The organism is Rothia sp. HMSC072E10, assembly GCF_001813965.1.
Lineage (GTDB): Bacteria > Actinomycetota > Actinomycetes > Actinomycetales > Micrococcaceae > Rothia > Rothia mucilaginosa_A.
In genome coordinates this window covers 561,853-576,142 of record NZ_KV814491.1, presented here as the reverse complement: position 1 = coordinate 576,142, position 14,290 = coordinate 561,853, and the positions used below count along the sequence as shown (strand labels likewise).

Annotated in this window: 14 protein-coding genes and 1 tRNA gene; 12 read left to right on the top strand and 3 right to left on the bottom strand. The window is 62.8% G+C overall.

Features of this window, described 5'->3' with window-relative positions; translation table 11 throughout:
• Positions 1-493 precede the first annotated feature (493 nt).
• From rplU to HMPREF2944_RS07595, 10 genes are all read left to right on the top strand, one after another.
• Positions 494-805, top strand: coding sequence for a 50S ribosomal protein L21 (rplU, locus tag HMPREF2944_RS07640; RefSeq protein WP_005505764.1), 312 nt, complete (start codon positions 494-496; stop codon positions 803-805).
• A 41-nt stretch (positions 806-846) separates the two neighbouring features.
• Complete coding sequence (gene rpmA / locus HMPREF2944_RS07635) at positions 847-1,104, top strand: 50S ribosomal protein L27 (protein ID WP_049332527.1); 258 nt, start codon at positions 847-849, stop codon at positions 1,102-1,104.
• A gap of 193 nt (positions 1,105-1,297) precedes the next feature.
• On the top strand, positions 1,298-2,905 hold the full coding sequence (obgE, locus tag HMPREF2944_RS07630; RefSeq protein ID WP_049347433.1) for a GTPase ObgE: 1,608 nt from the start codon (positions 1,298-1,300) through the stop codon (positions 2,903-2,905).
• 247 nt (positions 2,906-3,152) lie between these two features.
• Entirely contained in the window at positions 3,153-3,902 is a 750-nt protein-coding gene (gene nadD, locus HMPREF2944_RS07625) for a nicotinate-nucleotide adenylyltransferase (RefSeq protein WP_049347435.1), read from the top strand.
• Positions 3,895-5,004 carry a sulfite reductase subunit alpha gene (locus tag HMPREF2944_RS07620; protein WP_070682116.1) on the top strand — a complete coding sequence of 370 codons (1,110 nt, stop codon included), beginning with the start codon at positions 3,895-3,897 and terminating at the stop codon, positions 5,002-5,004. Before nadD ends, HMPREF2944_RS07620 begins: the two co-directional genes overlap by 8 nt.
• 60 nt (positions 5,005-5,064) lie before the next feature.
• Positions 5,065-5,502 carry a ribosome silencing factor gene (gene rsfS, locus HMPREF2944_RS07615; protein WP_070484021.1) on the top strand — a complete coding sequence of 146 codons (438 nt, stop codon included), beginning with the start codon at positions 5,065-5,067 and terminating at the stop codon, positions 5,500-5,502.
• 280 nt (positions 5,503-5,782) lie between these two features.
• Positions 5,783-5,855: transfer RNA gene (locus HMPREF2944_RS07610), tRNA-Ala, on the top strand.
• A 188-nt stretch (positions 5,856-6,043) separates the two neighbouring features.
• The gene (locus HMPREF2944_RS07605; protein WP_070682113.1) at positions 6,044-7,009 is read left to right on the top strand and encodes a cation diffusion facilitator family transporter; all 966 of its coding nucleotides are present in this window, start codon (positions 6,044-6,046) and stop codon (positions 7,007-7,009) included.
• A gap of 204 nt (positions 7,010-7,213) precedes the next feature.
• Positions 7,214-8,605, top strand: coding sequence for a glutaminase (locus tag HMPREF2944_RS07600; protein ID WP_246826290.1), 1,392 nt, complete (start codon positions 7,214-7,216; stop codon positions 8,603-8,605).
• A 47-nt stretch (positions 8,606-8,652) separates the two neighbouring features.
• Positions 8,653-8,925 (top strand): hypothetical protein, encoded by a 273-nt coding sequence (locus tag HMPREF2944_RS07595; protein WP_070682110.1) that lies wholly within the window; start codon positions 8,653-8,655, stop codon positions 8,923-8,925.
• Positions 8,926-9,022: 97 nt separating this feature from the next.
• Here the strand turns inward: HMPREF2944_RS07595 and HMPREF2944_RS09045 are convergent, their stop codons facing one another.
• The 3 genes from HMPREF2944_RS09045 to HMPREF2944_RS07585 form a co-directional block, all read right to left on the bottom strand.
• Entirely contained in the window at positions 9,023-9,574 is a 552-nt protein-coding gene (locus HMPREF2944_RS09045) for an excalibur calcium-binding domain-containing protein (protein WP_083309813.1), read from the bottom strand.
• A gap of 263 nt (positions 9,575-9,837) precedes the next feature.
• Entirely contained in the window at positions 9,838-10,578 is a 741-nt protein-coding gene (locus HMPREF2944_RS07590; RefSeq protein WP_070682107.1) for a DsbA family oxidoreductase, read from the bottom strand.
• Between the two features lie 233 nt (positions 10,579-10,811).
• Entirely contained in the window at positions 10,812-11,927 is a 1,116-nt protein-coding gene (locus HMPREF2944_RS07585) for a polysaccharide deacetylase family protein (protein ID WP_070484588.1), read from the bottom strand.
• A 188-nt stretch (positions 11,928-12,115) separates the two neighbouring features.
• Between HMPREF2944_RS07585 and HMPREF2944_RS07580 the strand changes: the two genes are divergently transcribed.
• A complete protein-coding gene (locus HMPREF2944_RS07580) occupies positions 12,116-13,201 on the top strand; it encodes an App1 family protein (RefSeq protein ID WP_049343013.1) in 1,086 nt (361 codons plus the stop codon).
• Between the two features lie 850 nt (positions 13,202-14,051).
• Complete coding sequence (gene nrdH, locus HMPREF2944_RS07575) at positions 14,052-14,276, top strand: glutaredoxin-like protein NrdH (RefSeq protein ID WP_049343012.1); 225 nt, start codon at positions 14,052-14,054, stop codon at positions 14,274-14,276.
• The last annotated feature ends 14 nt before the right edge of the window (positions 14,277-14,290 follow it).

Sequence of the window (14,290 nt, the reverse complement as noted above, 5' to 3'; positions counted from 1 at the left end):
GCCGGGGCCTTCGCCGTTTCAGCTTTGTTATTTCGCGCCCGCCGTTCGCCCGCCGGGGGAGCGCGTGAGGGAAGCCTACCGAGAATGTGCCGGGGGAATGCGCCGGGAGGCGGGGTTGAGGAGCATCACGCCGCATCCACACATTTCGGTGAGGTGACTCTATTGCGCGGCCCGTCCCTCATGCCGTATTCTTAAGGACTGGTGTTTATCTCAGTGAAGCCCTATCGACGCAGGGCCAGCGGGAGACACCGCTCCCACCCGCATCGTCTTCGGCTCGGTCGAGTACTCGGCCAAGGTTGGAACGTGCGGGAGAGAGACACCACCGGTGAGCCTCGCGTGTTGGCTCCGGCGGGCAATCCCGTCGGAACGCACGGGCCGTTCCTCCTTTTCGCGGTTATTCGACCGGCGGGGGAGGGCGCACAGCAATGAAAGCGCAGGCTGCTCATTCGAGTGAGATTCAAGAAGCAAGTTGTCGAGAAAAGTGAGTCCCATAGTGGCATACGCGATTGTACGCGCTGGCGGCCGCCAGGAGAAGGTTTCCGTCGGCGACCTCGTTACCCTTGACCGTGTTGCAGGCGAGCCCGGCAGCACCATCGAGCTGCCCGTGCTGCTGCTCGTCGACGGTGACAAGGTCACCGCTGACGCAAAGTCCCTGGCTTCCGCCAAGGTTGTTGCTGAGAAGGTCGAGGACCTGCGCGGTCCGAAGATCGTTATTCAGAAGTACAAGAACAAGACCGGTTACAAGAAGCGTCAGGGCTTCCGCGCTGAGCTGACCACCGTCAAGATTACCGCTATCAACGCGTAATCGAAGCGAACCGGAATTCAACCCTAAGGTAGGAATACAGAATGGCACACAAGAAGGGCGCAAGCTCCACCCGTAACGGTCGTGACTCGAACCCCCAGTACCTCGGTGTTAAGCGCTACGGCGGCCAGTCCGTCAACGCAGGCGAGATCATTGTTCGTCAGCGCGGCACCCACTTCCACCCCGGCCTGAACGTTGGCCGCGGTGGCGACGACACCCTGTTCGCTCTGGCAGCAGGCACCGTCGAGTTCGGTACCCGCAAGGGCCGCAAGGTCGTTAACATCCTGGCAGCAGCTGAGTAATACTCACCGCTAGGGCAGAGGGGGTAGGCGCGAGTCTACCCCCTCTCGCTATAACTCCCATTCCGCGAGCAACCCGCACGCTGTGCGGTCCTCGCGAGGAGGCGCGCCCCAACCCGGCTGCGCCTGCCGATGCATCCGCCCACCGGGCGTTGAGGCGTCGGCGAAGAGAAGACTTTCCAAGATAGGAGAACCCGTGGCGGAATTCGTGGACCGCGTGGTCTTGCATGTTTCCGGCGGTCGCGGAGGCAACGGCTGCGTCTCCGTGCGACGCGAAAAGTTTAAGCCGCTGGGCGGCCCGAACGGTGGTAACGGTGGTAATGGTGGCGCGGTGATTCTGCGCGTCGACAACCAGACCACGACCCTGCTGGAGTACCACCACAGCCCGCACCAGCACGCCCCGAACGGTGATATCGGCCGCGGCGATATGCACCACGGCTTTAATGGCGAGGACCTGATTCTGACCGTGCCGCAGGGCACCGTGGTGAAGGACCGCGAGGGCAATGTCCTGGCTGACCTGTTGCACGTTGGCGACGAGTACATCGCCGCGCGCGGCGGTATGGGCGGCCTGGGTAACGCCGCGTTGGCCTCGACGAAGCGTAAGGCCCCCGGTTTTGCTCTGCTGGGCACTCCCGGTGAAGAGGCCGACATTGTTCTGGAGCTCAAGTCCATTGCGGATGTGGCCCTGGTGGGTTACCCCTCGGCGGGTAAGTCCTCGCTGATTGCCGCTATCTCCGCGGCACGCCCGAAGATTGCGGATTACCCGTTCACGACCCTGATTCCGAACCTGGGCGTGGTGCAGGCCGGCGATGTGCGCTACACCGTGGCCGATGTGCCGGGCCTGATTGAGGGCGCTTCGGAGGGTCGCGGTCTGGGCCACCGCTTCCTGCGTCACGTGGAGCGCTCCTCGGCGCTCGTGCACGTGATTGACTGCGCGACCCTGGAACCCGGCCGCGACCCGATTAGCGACTTCGAGGTGATTCGCGGAGAGCTGCAGAACTACGAGGTCGACCCGACCGCGGGTGTGACCGTGCCGCTGCACGAGCGTCCGCAGATTGTGGTGCTGAACAAGATTGACGTGCCCGAGGCCCGCGAGCTAGCCGAGTTCGTGCGCCCCGAGTTCGAGGAGATGGGCTTCAAGGTCTTCGAGATTTCGACCGCCTCGCACGAGGGTCTGAAGCCCCTCATCTTCGCGATGGCCAAGCTCGTTGAGGAGGACCGCGCCGCCCGCGCCGCCGCCGAGAAGGAGGCCGAGCGCGTGACCGTCGAAACCCCCGTGATTCGTCCGAAGGGCTTCCGCAACAAGAAGAAGCAGGAGTTCACTATTCGTCGCGAGGAACGCAACCTGGAGCCGCTGTTCCGCGTGATTGGCGAGAAGCCCGAGCGCTGGATTCAGCAGACCGACTTCAACAACGATGAAGCGGTCGGCTACCTGGCGGACCGCCTGGCCCGCCTGGGCGTTGAGGACGAGCTGTTCAAAGCTGGCGCCCGCGCCGGCGACGCCGTGGTGATTGGTGAGAGCGACAACTCGGTGATTTTCGACTGGGAGCCGACCATGATCGGTGGCGCCGAGCTACTCTCCTCGCCGCGCGGTACCGACGCCCGCCTGGAGGAGATTATCCGCCCGACCCGCGCCCAGAAGCGCGTGGAGTACAAGGAGCGCATGGACGCGAAGGCTGCGGCTCGTGCCGAGCTGGAATCCGAGCGCGTGGCAGGCGTCTGGACCGAGTCCGTGGAGTACCGCAAGAAGCTGAAGGAAGGCAAGGTCGACGAGAATATCGACATGCCCGGCACCGAGGACTAGGTAGAGTCCACATCGTGGCGACGGGGGTGAGCCGGGTCGCGGGTATTCCACCCGCGGCTTAGCTCACCCCCGTCATTTCGTTGTTTTTAGCGCCGAGACGGTAGCATAGATGGGTGTACGCACGTGCATCCGGCGTCCCGCGTGGGCCCGCCGAGTGGCGCGCGTGCATCCGTGTATTTGCCCGTATCCTCACCGGTGGGCGCGTTGTTTTCCGGTGCGGTCTCTGTCCCCAGCAAGGACGGCTTCTGTGAGTGATCAGCCTATTCAGCTTGATTTCGGTGCCCCGAGCTCCGAGTCGATTCCCCCTCGTATCCCTGGACGGGTGCGTTTGGGCGTGATGGGTGGAACGTTTGACCCGATTCATCACGGGCACCTGGTGGCGGCCAGCGAGGTCGCCGCGGTGTTCGACCTGGACGAGGTCGTGTTCGTTCCGACCGGTCAGCCCTGGCAGAAGGTGGGGGAGCGGCACGTGAGCGATGCCGAGCACCGCTACCTGATGACGGTGATCGCGACCGCGTCGAACCCGCGTTTTACGGTGAGCCGTATTGATATTGACCGTGGCGGCGCCACGTACACCTTTGATACGCTTAACGAGCTGCGCAGCCTGCGCCCCGATGCTGACCTGTTCTTCATTACCGGGGCGGACGCAATCAGCCAGATTATGACCTGGCGCAATGCCCATAAGCTGTGGGACCTCGCGACGTTCGTGGGCGTGACCCGCCCCGATCACACGCTGGATCCTCCCCTTGCGGAGGGGCGTCATATTACGACGCTGAAGATCCCCGCGATGGCGATTTCTTCGACCGATATTCGCCGCCGCGCGGCTGAGGGCGCCCCCATCTGGTACCTGGTACCCGATGGCGTGGTGCAGTACATTGCGAAGTATGGGCTGTATAAGAAGGACGCTTTGACGGCCTACCGTGACGGCCTGCCTCGAGTTAAGGATGAGGCGGAGCAGTCACCCGAATCGACGAATAATGAGGGAACACATGAGTGAAGCTGCGGGTTCGAAGCCCTATAGCGAGGACGAAGCGTACCTCTACGAGACGTACGTGACCGAAGACGGCATTGAGGTGCCGCCGCCGACTAAGGTGATGGGTCCGCGCCGTCTCGCCCGTTACCGTGAGGAAGTCGCCGAGTACCTGCGCGCACACCGCCGTGGGGAGAACCCGAAGCCCGTTGAGAATATGGGTTCCGTGGTGAACACCGGCGCGATTGATCCGCAGGTTCTGGCGGTTCAGCGTCGTTTCGCGGCGCTGGCGGCCCAGGGCAAGATTGAGACCGAGGCGAACGACGAGGAGAAGCTGCACGAGCCGGCCCCTCTGACCAGTAGCCTGCGCGTTCTGCGTCCCGACGAGATCGCGAAGAACCGTGTGGATGCCACCAGCCCCTCGGCGGTGGATAGCCCGCTGACCTCTTCCATTCCGGTGATTACCGTGGTCAAGGAGGAGGAGCCCGAGCCGAAGATGCACGAGTACCTCGTGCGCGATGAGCCGAAGGTTGACGAGAGCGTCGTCGGCTACGCCTCCGCGCCGGCTGAGGACGAGGAATCCCCCGAGCCCAAGGACGCCCAGGAGCCCAAGGAAGCTCAGGAACCCAAGGATGCTCAGAAGCCCGAGGCTGCCGAGGCGCAGAAGGAGGACGCATCCTCCAACCTGCCCACCCGCGTGAGCGCCGTGAACGCTCAGGGCCTGGACCTGAGCGTTCTGGACGGCTCCGTTTCTGGCGACACCGTGGATTCGGTGGACGGCGACCCGACCGTGGCCCTGAGCCCGGACGAGGTGGAGGAACTGCTGCAGCGCATGGTGGACCGCCAGGATCCCGAGGATTCCGTGGCGATGGCCGAGCTCGCCGCAGAGGAGTCTGCCGAGTCGAAGAGCGCACCGGTGGCATCCGTGGAGCGCGCGGACAGTGGATCTCAGAACAGCGGCGCTCAGAAGAAGGACTCCGATAAATCCTTCGCCGAGAAGGTCACCGAGAACCAGTCGGAGCACGAGGTGCTGAAGCCGGCCCAGAAGACCTCCCTGGCCTGGCTGTGGATGGTTCTGCTGCTGGCCCTGGTTGTTGTCGGCTTGATTATGATTTTTGGCCCGAAGTAGGCCGTGAGAACGCACCCCGCGGGGTGCTGCCGGTGGGAATGACCGGCAAGAAAGGAAGATATGACTGCTGCACAGTCCTCGGTTGAGGCTCTGCGCATTGCCGCCCGCGCGGCGGAGGAGAAGCAGGGAACGAACCTGTTCGCTGTGGATGCCTCCGACGCCATGGGCCTGATTGACGGTTTCCTGGTGGTTTCCGCTCACAACGAGCGCCTGGTGAACGCCGTGGCTGACGAGGTGGAGGACGCCCTGCGCGAGCAGGCCGGCCTGAAGCCGGTGCGCCGCGAGGGTCGTTCCTCGGGTCGTTGGATTCTGTTGGACTTCGGCGATATCGTGGTTCACGTTCAGCACGAGGAGGACCGCGAGTTCTACGCCCTGGATCGCCTGTGGGCTCAGGCCCCGCGCATCGAGCTGGGTGTTGAGAACGAGGCTCCCTTCGACATCGAGGCTGAGTCCGAGGAAGAGGCCGCGCGCATCATCCCGGCGCAGGACGAGGCTTAGGCCTTCGGGCTGTCGCTCGGCGCGCTACGTTTTCGCGGTGCGCGTTCTGTAGCGTTTGCGTGAGGGGCGGGTTCGGCGCCCTGCATGTGGTGCACATGCGGGGCGCGCGTGCCCGCCCCTTCGCCGTATTCGCGGTGCTTCGTAGCCCTTGGACGGGGCGGCTTGGAGCCCCTAAAGTTTTTGGAAAATTTTTTGAATTTGAGCTGTTCTCGATTTGCGTAGCCCTCTGAGGTGTGTGTAATATATTCATGTTGCCTCGTTGAGGAACGTAACAGAATATGGGGATATGGCGCAGCTGGTAGCGCACCTGCATGGCATGCAGGGGGTCAGGGGTTCGAGTCCCCTTATCTCCACGGAAACCTCGGTTGAGGTGCCAATCGCCCGTTTCATATGAATCGGGCGATTTTGCTATCTCTAGACTTTTTGCATCGTGGTTTCGTTCTGGAGGCGACGGACTCTCAGTTGTTTGCGTCGCCTGCCGGCTTATGCCGGTCTTCCCGCGCTGGTCATCTCACACCAGCCACATCTCAAGGAGAGGTTCATGGGAGAGTACGCACACGCTCACCACGACGGTCATCATCACAACCATTCGCACGTTCCGAGTCCGGAGGATGCCGCTTCGATGCGTCCGCGTCTTCTGGTTGCCTTTAGCCTGGCGGTCATTATTGTGTTGGCGCAGGCGGTTGGCTCTCTGGTCACCGGGAGTCTCGCCCTGCTGACCGATACGGCGCACGCTATTACGGATGCATCCGGCCTGCTGGTGGCGCTCACCGCGGCTTCGCTCATGACGCGCCCGGCAACCTCGCGCCACACGTGGGGCTTCCGACGCATTGAGGTGCTGGCGGCCCTGGGCCAGTCGGTGCTGCTACTGGCCGTGGGTATCTACACGGCGGTAGAGGGCGTGCATCGCCTGTTTGCCCCGCCGGAGGTGCCCGGCGCCGAGCTGCTGGTCTTCGGCGTGGTCGGCCTGGTGGCGAACGTTATCGGCATTGCGGTGCTGGCTTCGGGCCGAAACGCGAACTTCAATATGCGTGCCGCGTTCCTGGAGGTGCTCAACGACGCCCTGGGCTCGCTGGGCGTGATCGTGGCGGCGGTGGTGATTTGGCTGACCGGCTTCTACCGGGCGGATGCGCTGGCAGGCTTGTTCATTGCGGTGCTGATTGTGCCGCGTGCGGTGCGCCTGATGAAGCAGACCACGGCGGTGCTCATGGAGTTCACCCCGGACGGCCTGGACCTGGATGCGATGCGCGAGCACATGCTGCGCGTCGACGGTGTGGTGGAGGTGCACGATGTGCACGCCTCGATGGTGGCGACGGGCCTGCCGGTCGTGACCGCGCACGTGGTGGTTGCGGATTCTTGCTTCCGCGACGGATCTGCGGTGGTGATTCTGGACCGTATTCGCTCCTGCGTGGCGGGCCATTTTGAGGTGTCGGTGGAGCACTCGACCTTCCAGCTGGAGACCGCCGAGCTGGGCGGCCAGGAGCCGCAGTCGGTCCGCCACCCCTAGCCGGCTTTACGTCCCCGGCACCCAGAACCCGGTCGTGCGCGCGGGCGCCGCGCGTTAGCCCACGCTGTCCACTCCGTCGTCATTCTCGGCAGTAGTTGGTAGCTTTTGGCGGCAAAAGATACACTCGTAGATGGGGTATGCCCGGGTTCTCCGGCGCATCCGGGAACGTACCCCGAACACCGAATCAGCATCACGGAGGAGACCATGCATTCACCCATCGCCACGTACCTCACTGAGTCCCTGACGACGGTCGTCTCCGATACCTCCGGGGAGCTGGCGAACTACATTCCCGAGCTGGCCGCCGTGGACCCGAATAAGCTGGCCGCATCCATCGTGATGGTGGACGGCGAGCAGTACGCCGCCGGTGACAGCGACGTGGAGTTCACGATCCAGTCGATTTCCAAGCCCTTCGTGTACGCGCTGGCCCTGGCCGACCGCGGCTTTGACGATGTGCTGGCGAAGGTCGGCGTTGAGCCCTCGGGCGAGCCCTTCAACGAGCTGTCCCTGGAGGACGGTTCGGGCAAGCCGCTGAACCCCATGATTAACGCCGGTGCTATCACCACCCATTCGCTGGTGGGCCCTCCGGGGGCCACGCAGGGTGAGCGCATGGAGCGCGTCATTTCGGGTCTGTCGGCCTTTGCGGGCCGCCGCCTGTCGGTGAATGAGCGCGTGTACGAATCCGAGCTAGAGCACGCGCACCGCAACTACGCGATTGCGCACATGCTGCGCGGCCACGGCATCCTGACGGGTGACCCGGAGGTGTCGGTGCAGGGGTACACGCGCCAGTGCTCGCTCATGGTCACGGTCAAGGACCTGGCGCTGATGGCCGCCACCCTTGCGAACTACGGTGTGCACCCGGTGACGGGGGAGCAGGTTGTGCCGAAGGGCGTGGTGCGTCAGGTGCTGAGCGTCATGTTCACGTGCGGCATGTACAATTCCGCGGGTGACTGGGCGACCCAGGTGGGCGTTCCGGCGAAGAGCGGCGTGGGCGGCGGCATCATTGGCGCGGTTCCGGGTCAGCTGGGTGTGGCGACGTTCTCTCCGCGCCTGGATAAGCACGGCAATAGCGTGCGCGGCGTGGAGCTCTTCGAGAAGTTCTCCGAAGACATGGGCATGCACGTGATGAACGTGCCGACGGTGGCGCGCTCGGCCTTGCGTGCGGACTACCAGATTGGTTCCGGCCCCGAGGCCATGCGCCTGATTCAGCTGCAGGGCCGTATTCGCTTCGCGGGTGTGGAGCGCGTGATCCGCGAGATTGTGGACGCCCCGATGGAGGGCTCGAAGGTCGCCCTGGACGTGACGCGCGTGTACGCGGTGGATGAGGTGGCGCAGAATATGCTCCTGGAGCTGATGCGCCGCCTGACCGCAGACGGCTACCGGGTGTACCTGATTGATAACGACGACACGATTACCGATACGGATGCGCTACGCCGCATGAACGTGACGATCCTGTCGGGCCCCGAGGGCTCCTCTCCCTCGCAGTTGGTGGGGGAGGACTCCGTGGTTGAGCTGTCGGGTAGCGCCGCGGCTTCTGTGCCCGTGGAGGGTGCGTCGGTTAAGCCTTCGGGTGAGCTGGAGGGCGAGTCCGGGGCCTAGTCGGTGCTTCGGCGTGGCCGTGCCGTGCGGCTGGATATACTGGTGATATGAAGAAGCTTTATCAGAATCCCGTTGTTCGGCAGGCTCACCGTTTTCGCGAGGCTCTCCTGTACCCGGCGTATTTCGTGTTTTCGCTGCTGTCGCTGAGGTGGGTGCGTCGCCGTCACCCGCGCGCGGCGGGTGTGCTGTCTGCGGCGCTGTGGATTGAGCTGGTGATGCGTGGAATTAAGCAGCTGGTGCGTCTTCTGGTGCCGGTTCTTCGGGATGCCGAGGCGCGCCGCGCGCGTGCGGAGCGCGGCCGCACCTACCAGCCCCGCTAACCTCACTGGCTGAGCTAACAGAACGAGGCTGATACGACGAAGCCCCCTCGTACTAGAAATAGTACGAGGGGGCTTCGCTATACCTGGGGGTAGAAGCTTAGTGCTTCTTCTTCGGCTCGCACGCCACGCCATCACCGTCTTTATCTAGACCAGGGCGGTAACCCGGATCACCACGATGCAACGGCGCCGCACCAGCCGCACGAGCATCAGCGCATGTTTCGTAGTAAACACTCGACTGCGCCGGAGCCTGCTGAACCGGCTGCGCGGGAGCTTGCTGAGCAGGAGCCTCAGTCGCCGGAGCCTGCGCGGGCGCCTGCTGCGCGGGCGCCTCCGTAGCTACCGGCGCCTCAGAAACCGGAGCCGCCGGCGCCTCCGCAGAAGGAGCCTCAGTAGCCGGTGCCTGCACGGGAGCCTCAGTCGTCGGAACCGGAGACGGGGTTACCGTCGGGGTAGGAGACTCCGAAGGAGTCGCGGACGCACTCGGCGTCGGAGAAGAACTAGGAGTAGCTGAAACCGAGGGGCTAACCGAAGCAGAAGCCGACGAAGACACAGACGGCACAGGCTTCGGAACGCGAACAGACGAAGAGCAACCGGTCAGCAGCAGAGCACCCGCAAGAACACCAGCGGTCGCGGTGTGAATTTTCAACACAATATTCCTTGAAAAGTGAGTGGATAAGCGTGTTCACCGTAGAACACACACTCCAGTGTAAAGGAAAACCACCCAGTCTGTGGACAACGTTGGACCGCATCAAACAATCTGACAAGGGAAGATGCAACCTGCAGGCATAGCGAAGCCCCCTCATGCCGGTTCACGCAAGAACCGGCACAAGGGGGCTTCGCTCTATTAAGGTGTCTACATCAGTTAGGGGTGCTAGGGGAGTAGCACCCCCGCCGCGCACTTCTCAGCGGCTACTAGGAGCAGTTGCCGTTCATATCGCAGGACGGACCTGCCTCCGCGGCATTGGCACCCGCGACGTCGTCCGAAGCACCTGCCAGAGGGTTCAAAAACTCAACGCGGTGAGTCTCCTCCCACACCTGACGCAGCGCCTGCACCAGCATTTCCGCGGGCTGCGCACCACTGACCGCCCACTTCGACTCAATCAAGAAGAACGGCACACCATTAATGCCCAGCTGGCGCGCCAACTGCTCATCAGCACGCACATCCGCCGCGTAACGGTCGCTATTCAACACCGCCTCAACCTCGGCAGTATCCAGGCCAATCTCAGAAGCAATATCCAGAATCGACTCGTGATCCTGCACCGAACGGCCCTGCGTAAAGTACGCCAGCTTAAACGCCTCCTCCGCCGCCGACGCCAGGCCCTGCTCCGCCGCATAATGAATCACACGGTGCGCATCAAACGTGTTACCGTAGCGTGCCTGACGCCAATTGAAATCCAAACCCACCTCGCGGGCACGCTCCGCCAACGACTCCTGGCTCGCAATCGCCTGCTCCAACGACATCTGATACTTACCGGCAATCAGCTCAGGCAGCGAACCGGCAGGATGCTCCGTAGCCGACGGGTCCAGCTCAAAGCTATGCCACACCACCTCAACCTCGTCGCGGTGCTCAAACTCGGCGAGCGCCTGCTCCAGGTTACGCTTGCCCACGTAGCAGAAGGGGCACACAATATCGGACCAAATATCAATACGCATGTTATCTATTCCTCTCATACTCGGATGCGGCACGCTGCCGCCTGTATGCTCACCTAACGCCCCGGCTACCGTGTTTATTCCCGCGCTACCCGCCCGATGTTCAGCGAGTCGGGGAAAGAAAACCGGCAGCGGCGGGCACGGCGAAGCCCCTTCCCTCCCGCGCAGGGAGAGAAGGGGCTTCCAATAATCACAGCCTCGAGTGCACCTCTCGGAATCACCCGATCCGAACCGGCCTAGCGGTTTGCCGCGGCGGGGGCACCCGCAGTGGCCGAGGCCGTGGTCGAACGCGAAGCCGCGGGCTGGGGCGGCTGGGATGCGCGCGTGGTGGCGGCCGGCTGCGAGGGGGTCCTGGTTGCGGCTACCTCATCCTCGTACCGGGGGGTCGGGGCCGGAGTAGGAGTGGGGGTGGGGGTCGGCGAGGGAGCCTCGGTCGTTGCCTCCGCGGAGGGAGTCTCGCTCGGCTCGGGGGTTGCGGTCGGGCTGGGAGCCGCTGCCTTAATCTCCTCCTCCGAGGCGTCGCCGTAGTAGTCGCGGATCGTGACCGGGGTCAGGCCGCGCTCGTCCAGCAGGCCCTTGAGCTTATCCAGAATCGGAATAATCGTCTCGTAATTCAGGTGGCCCAGAACAATCTGCTGCGGAAGCATGTAGCGCAGCGAACGCATGTAAATCACGCGGGCGCTGGTCTTTGCCTCGTCGCCGGTCGTGCCGTTCCACATGACCGGGCGGGTAAAGCCAATCTCACCGGCGGCCTTCAGCACGGCCTCGTTATAGCGGCCGTACGGCGGGCGGAAGTAGGGCTTCGACGAGACACCGAAGATGCTCATAATCTCGTCCTCGTTGCGCTGCAACTCCTCCTTCACGCCCTCGGCGTCCAGGGTGGTCAGGTCGGTGTGGTTGTAGGTGTGATTCGCAATCTGAATCTGCCCGCTCTGAACCAGCGGACGGAGAATATCAACGTTGTTCTTGAAACCCACGTACGAGGCGTTAATAAAGAAGGTCAGGCGAGTATTCGTACGCTTGGAGAACTCGGCATAGCCGCGAATAGCCTCGGGGCTGGCACCGTCGTCAACCGTCCACGCGATGTACTTGCCCTCACCCACGAGAGCGTTGCCCACGCCGGGCCACTCGCGCGGCTTATCAATCGGGTTACCGGTGACGGACTGGGTCGGCGAGTTCGTGGCTACAGGTCGGGGAGTAACGGAGGGGCTATCGCTACCGGCCTGGTAGGGAGTAAAGTTGCCGCTCGTGCTGTCGTAGTCGTTATTCGACTTGTTCGAGCAGGCTGCGATGAGCGGAAGCATAGCGGTGCCGAGCACAAAAAGTCGGCGGTTAGGCTGTGAGTGGATCATACCTTCCAGGATAACGCCCGCGTGGGTCCTACAAGAACCTGAACGGCCCCGCCACCCCAAATAATGCGCATATCACAGCGGGGTCTCGTCCTCACCCGCGTATTTAAAGGTATCGACGTGCTGGGCTCGGCCCGCGAGGGGACGGGCTCAGTTACACTAGTGGGGTAAGAGTCTGAGGGGATAACGAATTGCGCAACCTAGTCAATGACGCCGCTGACGAGGCGGTTAATATCGGTTACCGCGTGGCCGACCGCCTGCACCGCTGGCGCGAGAAGCGTGCTATCGCCGCCGGCCGCGAGCCGATTCTCGTCCCCAGCGAGGGGTACGGACGAGTTGCATCCGAAGGGAACCCGGGTTGGGTTCGTATCATCGCCCGAGCCCTCTACAACACGGTCGACCTTGAGCGACTCCTGCAGGTCGTGGAGGGAACCCAAGACACCGCTAATCCCATGCGAGGCTGGCGTGCCTTCACCGCGATCGCTATGTCGGATGCCCCGGTCACCATCGTTATCGGCGGTACCAAGTACGAGGCGTACACCGACCGCGGCGGCGTGCTCGACGTGAAGCTTGAGATCGACCTGGAACCCGGCATGCACGAGGTCATCATGTACGTGCCCGGGTCGCGCGCCGTAGCCACCAGCGTTTACATCGTGCCGGAGTCGCAGAAGCTAGGCGTCATCATGGACGTCGACGACACCGTCATGGTGACCATGCTGCCGCGCCCCCTCGTGGCCGCCTGGAATTCCTTCGTGCTCGACGAGCACGCGCGCATCCCGACCCCCGGCATGGCCGTCATGACCGACCGTATTCGCCGTAGTGAGCCGAACGCGCCGTTCATGTATCTGTCCACCGGTGCGTGGAACATTACCCCGACCCTGCGCCGATTCCTGAGCCGTAACGGCTACCCGCGCGGCACGTTCCTGCTTACCGACTGGGGGCCGACCCCTGACCGCTGGTTCCGGTCCGGCACCAAGCACAAGGTGGATTCCCTGCAGCGCCTGGTTGAGGAGTTTCCGCAGATGAAGTGGATCCTTGTCGGCGACGACGGGCAGCGCGACCCGTACATCTACAACGGCTTCGCGGTGCGTTACCCGGACAACGTGGCGGCCATCGTGATTCGTAACCTGACGGTGGGGGAGTCCGTGCTCGCCTCGGGCCGCGTGTGGAGCGATCACCGCGCCGAGCAGATGATGCGCTCGCCCCTGTGGATTGAAGCCACCGACGGCGTGACGCTCAGCAAGAAGCTACGCGATCTGGGAATCATCGATTTCTAGACGTTCTCAGCTGCGCGCTTTTGCGCCCACGCATACCCTATATACGCGTATATGCGGTGAAGGCCGACCACTCCAGCACGGGTGGTCGGCCTTCTCTGCGTACTGAGCTCTGTAGGCTCCAAGCCCGCCCCGGACCCTGCCCCGAAGATTCCGGTTCGTCCATCGGGGCTGTGGGGTGTTTAAGGCTTAACCAACTTAAACCAACGACACACCGGCCAGCCGCGAAGAGTTAAAAATCTTTTGTACAGCTTTAATCACACCCCTTCGTCGCGGTCAGCCCCCGGGTTAAGGGTTCATTAAGAAAACCTGTTCGTCTTTAAAACCCCGTCGTTCCGCGTCATGCTGGGCGAGTGTTAAACCTGCGCTTAAATCAAGCCCGAGGAATACGGCCCCGGACGTCTTAAAACGTCAGAGGGGTTAAAAGCACCCTAAGAAACGAACGGGGAGGGCCAACTAAAATGCCACCCAACTTAAACCCCACCTGTGGATAACCCCGCGAGGTCCCCGAAAATCCGGCGAACTCCACCACCGGGCGGGTGTGGATAAGCCCGCGAGGCACCCCATTAAGTGGGTTCGGCTGTGGGTTTATCGAACGAAACACGACCCGCGCACCACATCATCTTGTGGTGCAGAAATTTCTTGGCACTAGATGTAGTATTAATACTCGGTTCCACCGCTTAGGCCCCTCGGGGCCCTCCCCGCAGAACCGCGAGGCAGCAGATCCGCCCCCGCACGACGGGCGGCACCGCCCCTGCAGGGTAGAGGTACGACGGTGGAGCCCCTAGGAAAACACGCCAGAATCATTCACAAGATAAACCCGCCTGAGCGGGAGAAAGTAAGAGGCACTCTCATGGTAGTGACCGTGTACACCAAGCCCCAGTGCGTTCAGTGCAACATGACCTACCGCGCCCTCGACGCGAAGGGTATCAGCTACACCAAGGTTGATATCACCGAAGACACTCAGGCCCTTGAGATGGTTAAGTCCCTCGGCTACCTGCAGGCCCCCGTCGTCATCGCAGGCGAGGAGCACTGGTCCGGTTTCCGCCCCGATAAGATCAACGCTTTGGAAGCGTAAATCCAGCCGAAACC

Coding starts and splice junctions, on each gene's coding strand:
- HMPREF2944_RS07585 (WP_070484588.1), bottom strand. CDS start 11,927: ATGATCCACTCACAGCCTAACCGCCGACTTTTTGTGCTCGGCACCGCT.
- rsfS (WP_070484021.1), top strand. CDS start 5,065: ATGACTGCTGCACAGTCCTCGGTTGAGGCTCTGCGCATTGCCGCCCGC.
- nrdH (WP_049343012.1), top strand. CDS start 14,052: ATGGTAGTGACCGTGTACACCAAGCCCCAGTGCGTTCAGTGCAACATG.
- HMPREF2944_RS07595 (WP_070682110.1), top strand. CDS start 8,653: ATGAAGAAGCTTTATCAGAATCCCGTTGTTCGGCAGGCTCACCGTTTT.
- HMPREF2944_RS07600 (WP_246826290.1), top strand. CDS start 7,214: ATGCATTCACCCATCGCCACGTACCTCACTGAGTCCCTGACGACGGTC.
- HMPREF2944_RS07590 (WP_070682107.1), bottom strand. CDS start 10,578: ATGCGTATTGATATTTGGTCCGATATTGTGTGCCCCTTCTGCTACGTG.
- HMPREF2944_RS07605 (WP_070682113.1), top strand. CDS start 6,044: ATGGGAGAGTACGCACACGCTCACCACGACGGTCATCATCACAACCAT.
- HMPREF2944_RS07620 (WP_070682116.1), top strand. CDS start 3,895: ATGAGTGAAGCTGCGGGTTCGAAGCCCTATAGCGAGGACGAAGCGTAC.
- rpmA (WP_049332527.1), top strand. CDS start 847: ATGGCACACAAGAAGGGCGCAAGCTCCACCCGTAACGGTCGTGACTCG.